The following is a 17,028-nucleotide window of genomic DNA, read 5'->3' as shown; positions in this document are numbered from 1 at the left end:
AGCATCGGCCCGCAATCGACAACGGCCGCGCGCGTTCGCCCCGGCTTCCATCGGGCCGGACGTTCGCACGCCGCAAGCTTGTCCGATTTTCCGCAATGGCCGCCTTAAACGCCGTTTCGGGGATGCGCGACCCATTCCGGCGCCCGCCCCGGCGAGTCTGCGACGGAAGCCGACGCAAAAAGCCCCCGAGGCCTCCATGCCGCGGGAGCTTGCCGGTCGTCGGCGCCTTCAGAACACTTTTTTCGTCTCGCGGTCGGCCTTGATCATCTCCACCGCTTCCTTGAACCGCATGGAGTGGACGATTTCCCGTTCGCGCAGAAATTTCAGGCTGTCCTGCAAATCGACGTCGTCCGTCATGTCGATGATCCATTGGTACGTCGCGCGCGCCTTCTCCTCCGCCGCGATGTCCTCGTACAAGTCGGCCAGCGGATCGCCCTTCGCCTGGATGTAAGCCGCCGTCCACGGAACGCCGGACGCGTTGTTGTAGAACAGCGCGTTGTCGTGAATGACGTAGTGGTCGCCGAGGCCCGCCGCCTCCATCTGCTGGGGCGTCGCGTCCTTCGTCAGCTTGTAGATCATCGTCGCGATCATTTCCAGATGCGCGAATTCCTCGGTTCCGATGTCGGTCAGCAGCCCGATGACTTTATCCGGAATGCTGTAGCGCTGATTTAAGTACCGGAGCGCGGCCGACAGCTCGCCGTCCGCACCGCCGTATTGCTCCACCAGATAACGGGCTACCCGCGGATCGCATTTGCTGACCCGAACGGGATATTGGAGCTTTTTCTGATAAATCCACACGAGCGTTCCACCTCCCTCGGCGCTTGGTTACACCTGCCACGGCCAGGGGCTTTCGACCCACTGCCATGGATACTTGGAATAGCTGTGTCCGAACTGCATGAGCGGGCCGTAATGCATCTCGAACTGGTGCGCGCTCTGCATGCGCTGCTGGGCCAGCTGGTTGAACTGCTGGAGCGCCTGCAGATCGTTCGGGTGCGTGTCGAGGTAAAGCGACAATTCGACCAGCGCGAATTCGATCTGCTGCAGCTCGAGCAGCATGCGATAATACTGTTCGTCCAGCGTTTGGTTAGTGTTGTTCACTTTCTTCCGGCCTCCCCGTCTGGCATTTGGATTCGTACGGGCCGTAGAGCGCCGGCCACAGCGTTCCCCTCCTGAGCGCCTCCGGCAGCGGGAACTGCGGGAGATTCATGGGCTGGTACGGGATGTACTGGTTCGGCGGAACGTAGTAGGTTTTCACGTATTTCGGCGGACACGGGTCGCACGGGCCTACAAAGGGATACCAATCTCGCGTCGGGTTTACCGCGTTCAACTTCGCTTCCCCCTCCTCATGTTGAAAATGCGAACAATTCGACTGCCACTCCTATTCTTATGTCGCGGGGCGGGCGATCTTGCTTGGCCTGATTTATTAAACCCAGGGACAGCGCAAAAAAGCCCATGTCCGCCGACATGAGCTCTTCGCGTATGTATGGAAGGGAAACCGTTAATCGCCGAACCCCGTGACCTCGGGTTCTTCTTTCGCCGTCCGGTAGATAAAGACGCGCAGCACGCGCAGCGGCTCGCTTTCCGCCACTTCGAACGCGTAGCCGTCGAATTCGACCTTCTTGCCCCGTTCGGGATTGCCTTCGAGCTTCGTGAACAGCCAGCCGCCGATCGTGTCGACGTCCTCGTCTTCGATGTCGAGGTTGAACATGTCGTTGATCTCTTCGATCAGCATGCGCCCTTCGACGGACGTGACGTCGCCCTTGACGACGATTTCCGGCTGCACGTCGTCGAATTCGTCGTGGATTTCGCCCACGATTTGTTCCAAGATCAACTCCGTCGTCAGCATGCCGGCCGTGCCGCCGTATTCGTCCACGACGATCGCCAGCTGGGAGTGCCTGCGCTGCATCAGCTGCAGGACATGGCTGACCTCCATCGATTCCGGCACGTTCAGGATCGGGCGCAGGTAGCGGCGCAAATCATGCTCTTCGTCCGGATCCGCGGTCAGCAGATCGGTAATGTGCACGAACCCGATCAATTGGTCCTTGTCCTCGACGCAGACGGGGTAGCGCGTATGCTTGCTTGCGTACACGGTTTTCAAATTCTCTTCGAACGGCAGGTTCGCGTACAGGCAGTCCATGTCCGTTCGCGGCAGCATGACTTCCCGGGCCAGCCGGTCGGAAAACTCGAAAATGTTGTCGAACAGCTCCAGTTCGTCCTTGTCGATGATGCCGCTCTTCGCGCTTTGATCCATCAGGATGCGGATCTCTTCCTCGGTATGGGCGGAATCGTGCTCGCTCGCCGGCTGCACGCCGAAGAGGCGCAAGAGCCGGTTGGCCGAGCCGTTCAGCAGCCAGATCGCCGGCAGGAACACCCGGTAGAAGTACAGCAGCGGCATGGACGCGAACAGCGACGTGCCTTCGGACTTCTGGATCGCGAGCGATTTCGGCGCGAGCTCCCCCAGCACGATGTGCAGGAACGTGATGCACAGAAACCCGATCACGACGGAGACCGTATGCATGAACGCGCCGTCGTCCAGGCCGAGCAGATGGAACAGCGGTTCTACGACCAGATCGGAGATGGCGGGCTCGCCGACCCAGCCGAGGCCGAGCGACGCGAGCGTGATGCCGAGCTGCGTCGCGGACAAATACGCGTCCAGCCGCTGGTTGACCTTGATCGCGTACTTGGCGCGCGCGTTGCCTTCGTTGACGAGCTGCGTCAGCCGGGACTGCCTGACCTTCACGAGCGAAAATTCCGCGGCGACGAAAAAGCCGTTTAACAGTACGAGAATGAGAACGATGCAAAGATTCCAAAAGATCTTCCCGAATTCAAATTCCTGCAAAAGTCGTTTCCGCTCCTCTCATCGGCCTTGCAGCCGCTGTCTCTCTGTCTGTCGTCCGCCGTCACAGCACCGCTTGGCGGGTACCGAAATCCACGTCGCGGTAATACATGTCCTTCACGAGCAGATTGGGTCCGCAGCACGAGGCGGCGGGACAGTGGCAGTCCACGCTCTTGGCGAGCGGATGGGACAGCCAGCGGTCGAACAGATCGTTCAAGCGGTCCTGCTTGACGTTGCCGAAGGACGGCACGTCGGAGAAATCGGTGACGAACACGTCGCCCGTGAACAAATTCACGTTCAGCCGGTTGCGGCCGTCGGGATCGTTGCGGACCGTCACGTTGGGCTCGCTCGCCAGCCGTTTCAGCAGCTCGCGGTCCGCGGCGTCGTCGCTGCAGCCGTAGAACGGCAGCGTGCCGAACAGCATCCACAGCGAAGGGTCCCGGTGATCCAGCAGCTCCTTCACCGCGTCGCGCATCTCCTGCGGCGAGATGACCGGCAAATCCGCGGCGAACGCGCTCGGATACATCGGGTGCACTTCGTGGCGCTTGCAGCCCATTTCGACGATGAGCCGGTGAATCTCGCGCATGCTGCGGTGCGTGCGGAAGTTGATCATCGATTCCGCGGACACGAAGAGCCCGCCATCGCTGAGCTTGCGCGCGTTGTCCATCATGCGCTCGTACATGCGGCTCGCGACCGACATCGGCACCGGATGGCCGCTCTTGGCGAACCCGATGGCGTGAAAATCGTCCGCGGACGTATAGTTGAACGAAATGTGCATGACGTCCAGGTAAGGCGCGATCGCCTCGTAACGGGAGTAATCCAATGTAATATTGGAATTGAGCTGAGAAAATATACCCCGGTCCCGCGCGTATTGAAGCAGCGGAATCATGTATTCCTTGACCGTCCGGTCGGAGAAGGTAGGCTCGCCGCCGGTAATGCTGATCGTCTTCAGCTCATCGATCTCATCGAGCCGGCGCAGCATGAGATCGAGCGGCAGTTTCTCCGGCTCGGCCAGGACGAGGGTGTCTCCGACCGCGCAGTGCTCGCAGCGCATGTTGCAGAGATTGGACAGCGTCATCTCCACGCTCGTCAGCCGATGGCGCCCGTGGCGGCGGAGCGAAAGAATGGGATCCCAAGGATCGTCCTTGGGGGTAAACGGGTACGGTAATGCGTTCAACATCTGTTCAGCACCTGACTTTTCAACGTAATCGCCCGCCGTTCTTCGCGGCTTGTTCTTATTGTAATGTCCGGGGGCGGCGGATGCAAACGGGTTTCGGCGGCGCCTGTCCCCATCCGCTCGGCAGCGCCGGCTCCCGGTCAGACGAGAAAAGGAGCCTTTCGGCTCCTTGAACATCGTATGCCGCCGTCACGGAAGCGGCCGCTATGAGCTCGCCGCCCCGGCCATCGGCCGCTTCTCGCTTTCGTTCACGCCGACGATCATCGCCGTCAATTGCTTGGACAAGTCCACTTCGTACGGCGCGCGGAGCGCTTCGCCGCTTTCGTCGCTCAGCACCCGGACGACGGGCCGGTGCGGGCAGGACGAATGGATGTCGACGACGACGCCGCGTTCGCCGCTCTGCAGCTTGACGCTGATGCCGAGCGGGTAGATCGCGAGCTTGTCCCGGAACAGCTGAAGCAACCGCTGCTCGTACAGCGTGCCGCTTCCGGCGTACAGCGACTCTACGGCTTCGTGCGGCAGCATCGGGTCGCGGTAGATCCGCGTCGTCGTCATGGCGTCGTACGAATCGACGATCCCGATCCATTTCGCGTACTCGTGAATCTGATCGCCCTTGATGCCGCGCGGATAGCCGCTGCCGTCCAGCCGCTCGTGATGCTGGTAGGCGCAGTGCGCTGCCAAGAGCGGAATGTTCGGCTCGTCCTTGAGCAGGTTGAAGCCGCGCTCCGCGTGCCGCTTCATCTCCTCGTATTCTTCGCGGGAGAGCCGCGCTTCCTTCTTCAAAATGTTCGCGCTGATCTGCGTCTTGCCGATATCGTGCAGCACCGCGCCGAGGCCGAGCGTCATCAGCTCGTCGCGGGAGTATCCGTTCGCGATGCCGAGCACGGTCGAATAGACGGCCACGTTCAGCGAATGATGGTACAAATAGTTGTCGACGATGCCCATGTTCATCAGCATGACCATGGCGTCCTTCTGTCCGGTCAAATCGTCGATGACCATGCCCATGACTTGGCGGAACGCCTTGCCGATGTACGGATACGTCATGCCGCTCTTCCGGTTGGGCCGGTCCATGAGGTTCCGGAAATTGGTCCGTATCTCGGTCAGCGCGCGGCGGCGCGTCTCTTCGCTGATCAAATCCGGGACGACGAGGTCGGCCGTCCGGGGATCGTGGATATAGACGAAATGAATGCCGCATTCATCGAGGCGCTTGATCAGCTTCTGGGTTAATTCGACGTCGGCGCCAAGCAGCACGAGGCCTTCCTCGGAATAGATCTTCTTCGCGAGCCGCATGCCGGGTTGACACAGTTGGACGGGCAATAAACGCATCTTATCGACCCCTGCTCTGCTTCTATTTTCCTATTTTAGGATGAGTGCCGTAATGTTAATGTAAGGGATTTAAGGAAAAAGAGCAAGAACAGATTCGCCAAATGTCGACAAAATTTTCCTATCTCATGACGAAAATCCAGAACGCCGCCGCCAAAATAAACCGGTAGATAGCGAAATGCGTCAAGCGGACCTTCTGAATGAAGCGCAGGAACAGCACGATCACGAGCCATGCGACCACGAACGATACGATGAAGCCGACGATGAAGAACGACAGATTGTCGCCCGTGATGTATTTGTAGCTGTCGAGCATCTCGTAGCCGGACGCGACCACCATGATCGGAATCGCCATCAGGAACGAGAAGTCCGCGGCGGCTTTATAGCTTGTCCCGACGAGCATCCCGCCCGCGATGGTGGAGCCGGAACGCGAGAAGCCCGGCCAGAGCGAGAGGCACTGGAGCAGGCCGATCCCAAACGCCTGGCGATACGAGATGTCGTCCATCGTCTCCGATTTGACGCGGATGCGGCCGGAGTTCGACAGCTTCTCCGCCACGATCATATAGATCCCGCCGATGACGAGCGACAGCAGTACCGGCGCCTGGTTGAAGCCTTCGCCTTTAATGACGTCCTTCAATACGTAAGCGAGCAGCATGGCCGGCACGATGCCGAGCGCGACGTGGATGAGATTCAGCCGTTTGCGGCGCGGCGCGGAATGGCCGGACGTGAACGTGCCGAGCGATTCCGTGCGGCGCGAGAGCCCGAACAAATCCGCGATCCGGTTGCGGTACACGAGCGCCATCGCCAGGATGGCCGCCAATTGAATGATGATTTCGAACGTCACGATCGCTTGATCGTCCGATGCGATGCCGAGCAGCTTGTTCGTCAAAATCATGTGACCCGAGGATGAAACGGGCAAAAATTCGGTTAAGCCTTCTACGATCCCTAGAATAATCGAATGAATAATGTCTCCCATTTTACCCTCCTGAAACTGTTATTGCCGGATTCCCGCCTGACGGTCGCGAAAGACGCGGCGCCCTTATGAAGACGGCGCGCTTCCGCCGGTTGCATCGTCCCGCGCGGTCATAACGTCGACCAGCGCGTCCGGAAGCTGTCGGCGACGGCCTCGCCGTCCCGCAGCTCCCGCTCAAGCACGTCGCGAATGAATTCAGGCAAAAAATACGCGACGTTCATGCCGTTCTTGATTTTCTCATAGCCGACGCCAAAGGTAAACATGTCGATCGTCCCAACCGCGTACGCGCGTTCGTCGTCCAGCGGTTCCCCGTTCACGGCGACGGCCGCGATCCGGGCGCCCGGCGGTCCGTCGGGGTCGTACCGGATCTCGAGCCCGTCCACCGCGAGCGTCCCGAGGACGAGCCCGCGGAAGCCGAAGCCGCGGATCGGCTTCTCGATGAAGCCGGGCAGCAGCGCTTCCTCCAGGCTCGCGCGGATGTCGCGGCCCGCGAGCGTCAAGCGGCACGGATTGATCGGCGACGGACATAGGGCGTGCAGATCGCCGGCCGTCACGCCGCCCGCGGCCAGGCCGCCCAGCAGCTGGCCCGCGTTCACGAGGCCGATCTCGGCCCCCGTCCAGCGGCGCAGCCCGGCGGCCAGCAAATTCGGGAGCGGCGACTCCTGGCCGTGAACCGCGGGAAGCGGCGCCGCGAGCTCGGCGACGACGCGGGCAAGCCGCGGCCCGCTTTCCGCGAGGAAGCCGCCGATGACGGCGCTCGCGGCCGGGTCTTCGGGATAAGCGGCCATCGGCACGCAGCCGGCTTCGACCGCCGCGCGGCCCGTCCCGGCGTCATAGCGGATGTCCACCCGCCCGACGTATTCCCCGTACTTGCCGGCCGCGCACAGGTACGTTCCGCCGACGATCTCGGGCTCTTCCAGCAAATGATGGGTATGCCCGCCCAGAATGACGTCGATGCCCGGGACCGTCTCGGCCAGGCGCCGGTCGAACGGCAGCCCGACATGCGACATGACGATCACCACGTCGGCCTCGGGCCGAACGGCCTCGACCTGCTCGGCTACCGCTTCGAGCGGGTTCGTCGCGTCCCAGCCCAGCAGCGCGTAAAATTCCGCGAACGCCGCGGTCACGCCGACGAGGCCGAAGCGGATGCCGGCCTTCTCGATCACCGTCCGCGGCAGCATCCAGGCCGGCCGGCCGCCGCCTTCGCTCCGGAACAGGTTCGCGCACACCGTCCGGAATGCCGCCCGCTCGCCGAACGCCTCGTCCAGCTGCTCCGGGGTGAAGGTCAAGCCTTCGTTGTTGCCGAACGTCGCGGCGTCATAGCCGGCCGCGTTCAGCAGCGCGACGTTCGCCAGGCCGTCGCTCGCTTCCGTCTCGACCCGCATGCGGTCCATGTGGTCCCCGATATCGAGGACCAGCACATGGTCGTTCCCGTGCGCGCGCCGCGTATCTTCGATGTAGGCCGCGATCTTGGCCGCCTGCTCCAGCCTGCTGTGAATGTCGTTGCTGTGAAGCAGCACGACGACAGGCGCCTTCGTTGCCGTTTCCTTCATGACTGCCTCCCGGTTCTGTGCGGCGTTGGTTATGGCTTCTTGATTCGAATGTCGTCCGCCGAGAAGGTCCGCTTGAACCCGTACGACGCTTCTCCGCGCCGCGCTTCGTCCCGCAGGAGGCGGAAGGCGACGATGCTCTTGACGTTCAGGCATTCGCTCGACCCGTTCGGCACGAAGAGCCGGATCGGCCCGTTCTTCGGCAAAGGCGCTCCGTCCAAGGCAAACTGCACGGCCGCGTCCGTCAGCTGTTCCCACGGGATGACCGCTTCGAACGCATCGGCCGCTTCCAGTTTCAAATGCGTCGGCAGCGGTTCGCCGGGATCGGCGCCCTCCCGCTCCCGGAACCGGGCGAACCAGGCTCCGAAATCGAACGCGTCGCCGGCGGCGCCGCTTACGCGCTCGGCCAGCGGAAAGACGATGCCCGCCGATGCGGCCATCTCTTCCGGCGAAAAGAGGACCGGGGCCCGGTCCCCTTCGTGAACGGCAATCCGTTGCTGATGTTGCTGCGTCATCGGTTCTATCTTCTCCGTCCGTCGCGTATTTTCAACTTGCTTGTTCTTCATCCTTGCCCGATCTGCTTCCCTTCGCGGTCCCGCGCGCCGTCCGCTCTCCCGCGGTCAACCGCCGATCTGGGACATCCGGCGGGCCGTCGGTTCGTGGGACTGCGCTTCGTCCGCCAGCTTGGCGGCCATCTCGTGGTTGCGCGGCTTGATGGCCAGCGCCTTCAGGAACAGCTTCTCCAGCTCTTCCGGATGCCCCAGCGCCGCCTTCACGTTCAATTCGTCCACCCAGTACAGGCAAGGCTGCAAATTGCCGTCCGCCGTCAGGCGCAGCCGGTTGCAGCGCGTGCAGAACTGATCGCTTACGGGGTGGATCAACCCGAACGTCCCCGCCCCGCCCCGGATGCGGTAATCGTCGGACGGCCCGTTGCCCAGGACGTCTCCGATCCGCTCGAACGCCAGGCCGAGCTCTCCGGCGATCTCCAGCACGCGCGACAGCGGCAGGTAGTGGTTGCGCCAATTGTCGTCGGCATGGCCGATCGGCATATATTCGATGAACCGGACATGAAGCGGCCGTTTGACCGCCATATCCAGAAACGCGGCGATTTCGTCCTCGTTGACGCCCTTCAGCAGCACGCAGTTCAGCTTGATCGGCGCGAAGCCCGCTTCCGCCGCCGCCTCGATGCCCTCCAGCACGCGCCGCAGCTCCCCGCGCCGGGCGATGAAGCGGAACCTCGCCGCGTCGAGCGTATCGAGGCTGATGTTGACCCGCTTCAGGCCCGCGGCCCGCAGCGCCTCCGCCTGATCCGCGAGCAGCACGCCGTTCGTCGTCAGCGAGATGTCCTTGATGCCGGGAATGGAAGCAAGCTCCCGCACCAGTCCGGGCAAGCCCGGCCGGACGAGCGGCTCGCCGCCCGTGATGCGCAGCTTCGAAATGCCGAGACGCGCGCCGGCGCGCACCACCTCGGCGATCTGGCCGTACCCGAGCAGGTTTTCGGAAGGCTCGAATTGAACGCCTTCCTCCGGCATGCAATACAGGCAGCGCAGATTGCAGCGGTCCGTCACGGAAATGCGCAAATAATCGTGGACGCGTCCGAATCGATCCGTTAACGCTGACATGGCCCGCACTCTCCTTTGCGATTCTTCCGTTACTCCTCCTAGCATAACATTTTTGCACCCGATATGGTATGCTATGGGAACCATTACCCTTGGAAGCGAGAGGATTTTTGACATGACTGTGAAATGGAACGTCCGGCTGTTCGCGGGTCTGGCCGACCGCTTCGGCGGCCCCTCCGCCGAGCTCGAGCTGCCGGAGGACGAGCTGACCGTCGGGCAGCTGAAGGATGCGCTCGCCGCGCGCTATCCGGCGCACGCGCAGCTGATCGCCGCCGCGTTCATGGCGCGCAATCAAGCCTATGCGGCCGACGGCGAGCCGGTGCGCGCGGACGACGAGCTCGCGCTGCTCCCGCCCGTGTCGGGCGGCGAAGACGAGCCGGCCGGGAATACGGCCGGCGACGCGGACGCCCGATACCGGGTCACGCCGGAGCCGCTGTCGGTGGAGGCCGTCACGGCCCAAGTGATCGTGCCGAACAACGGCGCTGCGCTGACGTTCACGGGCACGACGCGGGAATGGACGCACGGCCAGCGGACGGTCCGCCTGGAGTACGAGGCTTACGTTCCCATGGCCGTCAAGACGCTGCGGCAGATCGGCGACGAGATCGCCGAACGCTGGCCGGGCACGGCATGCGCCATTTGGCATCGGACTGGCGTCGTGGACATCGCGGAGATCAGCGTCGTCATCGCCGTCTCCTCCCCCCACCGGGAAGGCTGCTACGAAGCGAGCCGGTACGCGATCGAGCGCCTGAAGCAGATCGTGCCGATCTGGAAGCGGGAAATTTGGGAGGACGGCTCCGAGTGGAAGGGGCATCAGCAGGGTCCGTGGGATCCGCTCGCGCAAGCGCGTTCCGAAGCGTAAAACGCAGGTTAACAAGCGGCGAAGTTGTGCCGATAAGGTATATAGGCCTTTATCCTCATGATAATCTTATATGCTGATATTGCCAATTTTGCATTTTATTGCTACCATTAACCTACTATTTTGCCCATTTTACAGCCGCGTAGAGGTGGATCATGCATATTCATGTGACGGAGCTGCAACAAGGAGACAGACTGATTCGCGATACCTTTAATTCTTACGGCCTGCACGTGCTGTCCGCGGGCAAGGAACTGAACGCGTCAGACATCGCGAAGCTGTTTCAGCATCGGATCGACTACGTCGACATCGAGACGAGAACGGCGGATGAAGAGCCGGCGATCCGCACGATCGAATCCGGCTTGAATCCCAAGTGGCTCCCCACCGTAGGTCCGATTTACCAGGACGCGGTCAACGGCTGCGAGCAGCTGTTCCGGGAAGCGTTCCAGAACGGCAAAATCGCCGAGGACGACGTCGTCCAGACGTTCCAGCCCCTCGTCGACAACTTCAAGATGGAGCGCGACGTCGTCTCGATGCTGCTGCTGCTGAACACGAAGGACGATTACACGTACCAGCATTCCGTTCAAGTCGGCATGCTTTCGTACTATCTGGCTTCCTGGCTCGGGTACGGCGAAGAAGCGGCGGTCAAGATCGGGCAAGCCGGCTTCCTGCACGACATCGGCAAGTGCCAGATTCAGGAGGGCATCCTGAACAAGCCGGACAAGCTGTCCCGGGAAGAATTCGAAACGATCAAGCAGCATACCGTCTTCGGCCACCGCATCATTCGCGAGTCGTTCGGCGACTCGATCGCCGCCACGGTCGCGCTCGAGCATCACGAACGGATCGACGGCACCGGCTATCCGAACTGCCTGCCCGGCTCCGCCATGCATCCCGTCTCCAAGATCGTCGCCGTCGCGGACGTCTACAGCGCGATGATCTCGTCCCGCGTCTACCAGAAGAAGCGCGACCTGCTCTACGTGCTGAAGGAGCTGTACCGGATGAGCTTCTCCGAACTGGATCCCGAGACGACGCATACGTTCATTCGCCACATGATTCCGAACTTCATCGGCAAACGGGTCGAGCTCGAATCCGGCGAGACGGGCACGATCGTCATGACCCACTCGTCCGAATATTTCCGGCCGCTCGTCCGGCTCGGCGAACGCTTCGTGGACCTGACGGTCGAACGCGACTACGAAGTCAAGCACGTGTTCATGTAAAGGTTATTCGTCCGAAGGTTTCGGCCGTACGCCCGCTGCTCGATCCTCCATCCCCGTACGATCCGAAACGCAAAAACTCCGGGAAGCTTCCTAGGCGAAGCCTTCCCGGAGTTTTTTTGATTGGAGGCGATGCGGCGCACGCGGTTCGTTAGCCGATCGAGCCTTCCATTTCGAATTTGATCAAACGGTTCATTTCGACCGCGTATTCCATCGGCAGCTCTTTCGTGAACGGCTCGATGAAGCCCATGACGATCATTTGCGTCGCTTCCGCTTCCGTCAGACCGCGGCTCATCAGGTAGAACAGCTGGTCCTCGGATACCTTGGATACCGTCGCCTCGTGCTCGAGCGTGATGTTGTCGTTCATGATTTCGTTGTACGGAATCGTATCCGACGTCGACTGGTTATCCAGAATGAGCGTATCGCATTTGATGTTCGCCTTGGAGCCTTCGGAGTTGCGTCCGAACGACGCCAGGCCGCGGTACGTCACCTTGCCGCCGTGCTTGCTGATCGACTTGGAGACGATCGTGGACGTCGTGTCCGGCGCGAGGTGCGTCATTTTGGCGCCCGCGTCCTGATGCTGGCCTTTGCCCGCGACGGCGATGGAGAGCACCATGCCTTTCGCGCCGCGGCCTTTCAGGACGACCGCCGGGTATTTCATCGTCAGCTTGGAGCCGATGTTGCCGTCGACCCATTCCATCGTCGCGTTCTCTTCCGCGACGGCGCGTTTGGTGACGAGGTTGTAGATGTTCGGCGCCCAGTTCTGGATCGTCGTGTAGCGGCAGCGCGCGTTCTTCAGCACGAGGATTTCGACGACCGCGCTGTGCAGCGAGTTCGTGCTGTAGATCGGCGCCGTGCAGCCCTCGACGTAGTGCACGAAGCTGTCTTCGTCGGCTACGATGAGCGTGCGCTCGAATTGGCCCATGTTTTCGGAGTTGATCCGGAAGTACGCCTGCAGCGGAATTTCGCATTTGACGCCCTTCGGCACGTAGATGAAGCTGCCGCCGGACCAAACCGCGCTGTTCAGCGCCGCGAACTTATTGTCGGACGGCGGAATGATCGTACCGAAATATTGCTTGAAGATTTCGGGATATTCGCGAAGCGCCGTGTCCGTGTCGGTGAAGATGACGCCCTGCTTCTCCAGGTCTTCCTGCATGCTGTGGTAGACGACCTCGGATTCGTACTGCGCGGATACGCCGGCGAGGAACTTCTGCTCCGCTTCCGGAATGCCCAGCTTGTCGAACGTTTCCTTGATTTCGGCCGGTACCTCTTCCCACGTCTTGCCCTGCTTCTCGGACGGACGGACGTAATACTGGATATCGTCGAAATCCAGATCGTCCATGTTGCCGCCCCATTTCGGCATCGGCATCTTGTTGAACTGTTCCAGCGCCTTCAGCCGGAATTCCAGCATCCACTCCGGTTCGCCCTTGATTTCCGAGATCGTGCGCACGACTTCCGGCGTCAACCCTTTTCCGGATTCGAAAATCGCCTTGTGCTCGTCGCGAAAACCATACTTATACTCTTCCAAATCTGGCATTTGCTTCGCCATGGTTACAGCCTCCTTCTTCCTGATTCATAAGTCCAACGTAGTGCGTATATGATTCGCGCCGGGGCGCGTTATTATTGCTGCTGATGTTCGATGCCCTTGCGCAGCGCGTTCCACGACAGGGTCGCGCACTTGATCCGCGCCGGGAATTTCGTGACGCCGGACAGCGCCTCGATATCCTCGAGCTCGTCGAACTCCGCGATTTCGCCTTTGATGAAGGATGAGAATTTCTCCGCCAGCGCCAGCGCTTCTTCCGTCGTCTTGCCCTTGACGGCTTCCGTCATCATGGAAGCCGAGGACATGCTGATGGAGCAGCCTTCGCCGGTGAATTTGGCCTGCTTGACGATGTCGTCTTCCACCTGCAGCTGCAGCGTGATGCGGTCGCCGCAGGTCGGGTTATTCAGGTTGATCGTCAGCGAGTCGTCGTCCAAGCTCCCGCGGTTGCGCGGGTTCTTGTAGTGATCCATGATCACTCTGCGGTACAGATCATCCAATTCCATAACCGAAGAACTCCTTTGTCTGCTGGAGGCCGTCAACGAGCCGATCAACGTCCTCTTCGGTATTGTATAGATAGAAGCTTGCTCTTGCCGTCGACGAAACATTCAGGTAACGCATGAGCGGCTGACAGCAGTGATGGCCCGCGCGAACGGCGATGCCCTTCGTATCCAGCACCGTCGCCACGTCGTGCGGGTGCACGTCTTCGAGATTGAACGTCACGAGACCCGCGCGGTTCTCCGTCGGCCCGAAGATCGCGATGCCCTCGAGCGTGCTCAGACGATCGTAAGCGTAGGCGGCGAGCTGGTGCTCGTGCCGCTGGATGTTGTCCAGCCCCACCTCGTTCAGGAAGTCGATCGCCGCGCCGAGGCCGACCGCTCCGGCGATGATCGGCGTGCCGCCTTCGAACTTCCACGGCAGCTCCTTCCACGTCGAGTCGTACAGATCGACGTGGTCGATCATCTCGCCGCCGAATTCGACCGGCTCCATCGCCTCGAGCAGCGCCTTCTTCCCGTACAGGGCGCCGATTCCGGTCGGCGCGCACATCTTGTGGCCCGAGAACGCGTAGAAGTCGCAGTCGAGGTCGCGAACGTCGACCTTCATGTGCGGCGTGCTTTGCGCGCCGTCGACGACCATGACCGCGCCGCGCTTGTGCGCGATCGCCGTGATTTCCTTGATCGGATTGACGACGCCGAGCACATTGGACACGTACATGACCGAGACGACCTTCGTCCGGTCCGTAATCGTCGCTTCGACGTCCTCGAGCCGGATGGAGCCGTCCTTCTGCAGCGGAATGTATTTGAGCGCGGCGCCCGTCGCTTTCGCGACCTGCTGCCACGGAATGAGATTGGAGTGGTGCTCCATTTGCGTAATGACGATCTCGTCGCCTTCGCCGCAGACGGCTCTCGCGTAGCTGGACGCCACGAGGTTGAGCGCCGTCGTCGTGCCGCGCGTGAAGATGATTTCCTGCGGGCTGGCCGCGTTCAGAAACTTGGCCGTCTTCTCGCGGGCGCCTTCGTACGCGTCCGTGGCGCGCGAGCCGAGGGTGTGGACCCCCCGGTGCACGTTGGCGTTGTCGTGCTCGTAATAGCGAACGACCGCATCAATGACGGAACGCGGCTTCTGGGAAGTCGCCGCGCTGTCCAGATAAACGAGCGGATGCCCGTTCACTTGTTGATGCAGGATCGGAAATTGCTCTCTGATCGCTTGCACGTTCATCCTTCAAGCTTCCTTTCCAGCAGACGCTGGAGCTGTTCCCGCACCGCGTCGATCGGAATTTCCGTCACGACCGGGGTCAGGAATCCGTAGATAATCAGGCGCTCCGCATCCTTTTTCGAAATGCCGCGGGACATCAGATAGTACACTTGCTCGGGATTGACTTGGCCGACGCTCGCCGCGTGGCCCGCCTTGACGTCGTCCTCGTCGATCAACAGGATCGGGTTGGCGTCGCCGCGCGCTTTCGGGCTCAGCATGAGCACCTTCTCGGTCTGTTGGCCGTTCGACTTCGTCGCGCCCTTCTCGATCTTCGTGACGCCGTTGATGATCGCCGTCGCCTGATCCTTCATGACCGCGCGGGTGACCATGTCGCTCTCCGTGTTCCGCCCGAAGTGGACGGCGCCGGTCGTCAGGCTCATCTGCTGCGACTTGGAGCCGATGCTGATGACCTTCGCGTCGGACGACGAACCGTTGCCCTTGAGCAGCGACTGCGTCTCCGACAGCGTGTGGCCGTCGTGCAGGTCGCCGATGACCCATTCGACGCGGCCGTCGTTCTCGACGACGGCGCGGCGGACGGTCAGATCGACCAGGTTGTCGCCCATATTGTGAACGGTCGCGTAGCGGACGTGCGCGCCCGGCTTGACGATGACTTCGACGATCGTCGGCTTCGTGACCGGCTGCGCGGCTTCGCCGTACGTGCTGACCACGTTGTCGACGTACGTGACGCGGCTGTGGTTGTCGGCAACGACGAGCACGCGCGGCGCGAACGCCGCTTCGGCGTCGTCGCTGTACAGCAGTGCTTGCAGCGGAAGTTCCACTTCGACGTTCTTCGGCACGTACAGGAAGACCCCGCCGTTCCAGATCGCCGACTGCAGCGCCGTCAGCTTGTTCTCGTCCTGCGGGACGGCTTGGAACAGGTACTTCCGCACCAGGTCGCCGTGCTCGCGCGCCGCGGTCTCGAGATCCGTGAAAATAACGCCCTTCGCCGCAAGCTCCGGCGACAGCTGCCGAAGCACGCTGGCGGAATTGCGCTGCACGACCAGTCCGGCCGGGGATTGTCCGGCCAGCTCGCGGACCGCTTCGGGCAGCTCTTCCGCGGACGCGATCGCGTCCTGCGGCTTATGCGCGCCGACGGCCGTCAGGTTCCAGCGGCCGATGCGGACTTTCTCGGGCGTCGGCCATTCCAGCGTTTCCGCCAGCTCGGCGCCCTTCGTTCTGATTTCTTCAAGCCATGCCGGCTCGCCTTTGCTTTGGGACAATGCCGAAACGGTTTGGCGGTTTACCGGAGTCGATAGTTGTGTGCTCATTTCCAAAAACTCCTCTCCGAATTAAACCTGTCCGACCGTTTCGTCCACGATGCCGAGTTCTTCTTTGACCCAGTCGTAGCCTTCGTTCTCCAGACGCTCCGCCAGCTCGGGACCGCCGGACTTGACGATGCGGCCCTGCATCATGACGTGAACGAAATCCGGCTTGATATAGTTCAGCAGCCGCTGGTAGTGGGTGATGATCAGGAAGCCGCGGTCTTCGGAACGCATCGCGTTCACGCCGTTCGCGACGATTTTGAGCGCGTCGATGTCGAGGCCGGAATCGATTTCGTCGAGGACGACGATTTTCGGATCCAGCATCATCATTTGCAGGATTTCGTTCCGCTTCTTCTCGCCGCCGGAGAAGCCTTCGTTCAGGTAACGGTGCGCGAACTCGGGATTCATCTCGAGCTCCTTCATCTTGCCTTCCATCTGGCGGATGAACTTAATGAGCGAGATCTCCTTGCCTTCCTCGCGGCGGGCGTTGATGGCGCTGCGCAGGAAGTCGGAGTTCGTGACGCCGGTGATTTCGCTCGGATACTGCATCGCGAGGAACAGACCCGCGCGGGCGCGCTCGTCGACCGCCATCTCCAGCAGGTTCTCGCCGTCCAGCTCGACTTCGCCGTCCGTTACTTCGTATTTGGGATGACCCATGAGCGCCGACGCCAGCGTGCTCTTGCCGGTACCGTTCGGACCCATGATGGCATGGACTTCTCCGCCCTTGATTTCAAGGTTGATGCCTTTCAAAATATCTTTGCCTTCGATGGCGGCCTTCAGGCCGTCGATCTTGAAATGTGTTGCCATGGTATGCTGCTCCCTCCGAAAGTCCGTTGTTTCATATTGAAACAATTCCTCTTTAGTAATCACTCTAAACTGATTCTCACTGATTCTCAATTATATATTAGTATATGATCGCTTATAAAGCA

17 protein-coding genes are annotated in these 17,028 nt (G+C 61.2%); 2 read left to right on the top strand and 15 right to left on the bottom strand.

Going from position 1 to position 17,028, the window contains the following annotated elements:
• Nucleotides 1-228: 228 nt before the first annotated feature.
• From I8J29_RS13890 to moaA, 10 genes are all read right to left on the bottom strand, one after another.
• Nucleotides 229-798: a manganese catalase family protein gene (locus I8J29_RS13890; RefSeq protein WP_208848162.1), complete on the bottom strand. Its 570-nt coding sequence runs from the start codon at nt 796-798 to the stop codon at nt 229-231.
• Nucleotides 799-825: 27 nt separating this feature from the next.
• On the bottom strand, nt 826-1,056 hold the full coding sequence (locus I8J29_RS13885) for a spore coat protein CotJB (RefSeq protein WP_208848191.1): 231 nt from the start codon (nt 1,054-1,056) through the stop codon (nt 826-828).
• A 28-nt stretch (nt 1,057-1,084) separates the two neighbouring features.
• Nucleotides 1,085-1,327 carry a spore coat associated protein CotJA gene (locus I8J29_RS13880; RefSeq protein WP_208848161.1) on the bottom strand — a complete coding sequence of 81 codons (243 nt, stop codon included), beginning with the start codon at nt 1,325-1,327 and terminating at the stop codon, nt 1,085-1,087.
• Between the two features lie 171 nt (nt 1,328-1,498).
• Nucleotides 1,499-2,839 (bottom strand): hemolysin family protein, encoded by a 1,341-nt coding sequence (locus I8J29_RS13875; RefSeq protein WP_208848160.1) that lies wholly within the window; start codon nt 2,837-2,839, stop codon nt 1,499-1,501.
• Between the two features lie 61 nt (nt 2,840-2,900).
• Nucleotides 2,901-4,016, bottom strand: a complete 1,116-nt coding sequence (gene yfkAB / locus I8J29_RS13870; protein ID WP_208848159.1) for a radical SAM/CxCxxxxC motif protein YfkAB — start codon at nt 4,014-4,016, stop codon at nt 2,901-2,903.
• Between the two features lie 201 nt (nt 4,017-4,217).
• The gene (locus I8J29_RS13865; RefSeq protein WP_208848158.1) at nt 4,218-5,339 is read right to left on the bottom strand and encodes an HD-GYP domain-containing protein; all 1,122 of its coding nucleotides are present in this window, start codon (nt 5,337-5,339) and stop codon (nt 4,218-4,220) included.
• Nucleotides 5,340-5,457: 118 nt separating this feature from the next.
• On the bottom strand, nt 5,458-6,309 hold the full coding sequence (locus I8J29_RS13860) for an undecaprenyl-diphosphate phosphatase (RefSeq protein WP_090640857.1): 852 nt from the start codon (nt 6,307-6,309) through the stop codon (nt 5,458-5,460).
• 107 nt (nt 6,310-6,416) lie between these two features.
• Nucleotides 6,417-7,859, bottom strand: a complete 1,443-nt coding sequence (locus I8J29_RS13855; RefSeq protein WP_208848157.1) for a bifunctional metallophosphatase/5'-nucleotidase — start codon at nt 7,857-7,859, stop codon at nt 6,417-6,419.
• A gap of 29 nt (nt 7,860-7,888) precedes the next feature.
• Entirely contained in the window at nt 7,889-8,371 is a 483-nt protein-coding gene (locus tag I8J29_RS13850) for a molybdopterin-binding protein (protein ID WP_208848156.1), read from the bottom strand.
• Between the two features lie 105 nt (nt 8,372-8,476).
• Nucleotides 8,477-9,478: a GTP 3',8-cyclase MoaA gene (moaA, locus tag I8J29_RS13845; protein ID WP_208848155.1), complete on the bottom strand. Its 1,002-nt coding sequence runs from the start codon at nt 9,476-9,478 to the stop codon at nt 8,477-8,479.
• Nucleotides 9,479-9,590: 112 nt separating this feature from the next.
• Here moaA and I8J29_RS13840 point away from each other — a divergent pair, with 112 nt between their 5' ends.
• Together I8J29_RS13840 and I8J29_RS13835 are read left to right on the top strand one after the other, a co-directional pair.
• Nucleotides 9,591-10,334 (top strand): molybdenum cofactor biosynthesis protein, encoded by a 744-nt coding sequence (locus tag I8J29_RS13840; RefSeq protein WP_208848154.1) that lies wholly within the window; start codon nt 9,591-9,593, stop codon nt 10,332-10,334.
• A gap of 152 nt (nt 10,335-10,486) precedes the next feature.
• Nucleotides 10,487-11,545 (top strand): HD-GYP domain-containing protein, encoded by a 1,059-nt coding sequence (locus I8J29_RS13835; protein WP_208848153.1) that lies wholly within the window; start codon nt 10,487-10,489, stop codon nt 11,543-11,545.
• Between the two features lie 148 nt (nt 11,546-11,693).
• Here I8J29_RS13835 and sufB read toward each other — a convergent pair whose 3' ends face one another.
• The 5 genes from sufB to sufC all read right to left on the bottom strand — a co-directional run bounded on the left by sufB (nt 11,694) and on the right by sufC (nt 16,906).
• Nucleotides 11,694-13,091, bottom strand: a complete 1,398-nt coding sequence (gene sufB, locus I8J29_RS13830; protein WP_090640847.1) for a Fe-S cluster assembly protein SufB — start codon at nt 13,089-13,091, stop codon at nt 11,694-11,696.
• Between the two features lie 71 nt (nt 13,092-13,162).
• The gene (gene sufU, locus I8J29_RS13825; protein ID WP_208848152.1) at nt 13,163-13,588 is read right to left on the bottom strand and encodes a Fe-S cluster assembly sulfur transfer protein SufU; all 426 of its coding nucleotides are present in this window, start codon (nt 13,586-13,588) and stop codon (nt 13,163-13,165) included.
• Nucleotides 13,575-14,801, bottom strand: coding sequence for a cysteine desulfurase (locus I8J29_RS13820; protein ID WP_208848151.1), 1,227 nt, complete (start codon nt 14,799-14,801; stop codon nt 13,575-13,577). Before I8J29_RS13820 ends, sufU begins: the two co-directional genes overlap by 14 nt.
• Complete coding sequence (sufD, locus tag I8J29_RS13815; protein WP_208848150.1) at nt 14,798-16,105, bottom strand: Fe-S cluster assembly protein SufD; 1,308 nt, start codon at nt 16,103-16,105, stop codon at nt 14,798-14,800. Before sufD ends, I8J29_RS13820 begins: the two co-directional genes overlap by 4 nt.
• 21 nt (nt 16,106-16,126) lie before the next feature.
• Nucleotides 16,127-16,906, bottom strand: a complete 780-nt coding sequence (gene sufC, locus I8J29_RS13810) for a Fe-S cluster assembly ATPase SufC (protein WP_090640841.1) — start codon at nt 16,904-16,906, stop codon at nt 16,127-16,129.
• Between the last annotated feature and the right edge of the window lie 122 nt (nt 16,907-17,028).

Origin of the sequence: Paenibacillus artemisiicola (assembly GCF_017652985.1) — a bacterium.
Classification (GTDB): Bacteria; Bacillota; Bacilli; order Paenibacillales; family Paenibacillaceae; genus Paenibacillus_Z; species Paenibacillus_Z artemisiicola.
The sequence above is the reverse complement of the archived record's forward strand: the minus strand, read 5'-3'. Positions and strand labels throughout refer to the sequence as shown.

What these genes read in the sequence shown, in the direction of transcription:
- I8J29_RS13885 (WP_208848191.1), bottom strand. Translation starts at nt 1,056, where the DNA reads ATGCTGCTCGAGCTGCAGCAGATCGAATTCGCGCTGGTCGAATTGTCG.
- yfkAB (WP_208848159.1), bottom strand. Translation starts at nt 4,016, where the DNA reads ATGTTGAACGCATTACCGTACCCGTTTACCCCCAAGGACGATCCTTGG.
- I8J29_RS13865 (WP_208848158.1), bottom strand. Translation starts at nt 5,339, where the DNA reads ATGCGTTTATTGCCCGTCCAACTGTGTCAACCCGGCATGCGGCTCGCG.
- I8J29_RS13860 (WP_090640857.1), bottom strand. Translation starts at nt 6,309, where the DNA reads ATGGGAGACATTATTCATTCGATTATTCTAGGGATCGTAGAAGGCTTA.
- I8J29_RS13855 (WP_208848157.1), bottom strand. Translation starts at nt 7,859, where the DNA reads ATGAAGGAAACGGCAACGAAGGCGCCTGTCGTCGTGCTGCTTCACAGC.
- I8J29_RS13850 (WP_208848156.1), bottom strand. Translation starts at nt 8,371, where the DNA reads ATGACGCAGCAACATCAGCAACGGATTGCCGTTCACGAAGGGGACCGG.
- moaA (WP_208848155.1), bottom strand. Translation starts at nt 9,478, where the DNA reads ATGTCAGCGTTAACGGATCGATTCGGACGCGTCCACGATTATTTGCGC.
- I8J29_RS13840 (WP_208848154.1), top strand. Translation starts at nt 9,591, where the DNA reads ATGACTGTGAAATGGAACGTCCGGCTGTTCGCGGGTCTGGCCGACCGC.
- I8J29_RS13835 (WP_208848153.1), top strand. Translation starts at nt 10,487, where the DNA reads ATGCATATTCATGTGACGGAGCTGCAACAAGGAGACAGACTGATTCGC.
- sufB (WP_090640847.1), bottom strand. Translation starts at nt 13,091, where the DNA reads ATGGCGAAGCAAATGCCAGATTTGGAAGAGTATAAGTATGGTTTTCGC.
- sufU (WP_208848152.1), bottom strand. Translation starts at nt 13,588, where the DNA reads ATGGAATTGGATGATCTGTACCGCAGAGTGATCATGGATCACTACAAG.
- I8J29_RS13820 (WP_208848151.1), bottom strand. Translation starts at nt 14,801, where the DNA reads ATGAACGTGCAAGCGATCAGAGAGCAATTTCCGATCCTGCATCAACAA.
- sufD (WP_208848150.1), bottom strand. Translation starts at nt 16,105, where the DNA reads ATGAGCACACAACTATCGACTCCGGTAAACCGCCAAACCGTTTCGGCA.
- sufC (WP_090640841.1), bottom strand. Translation starts at nt 16,906, where the DNA reads ATGGCAACACATTTCAAGATCGACGGCCTGAAGGCCGCCATCGAAGGC.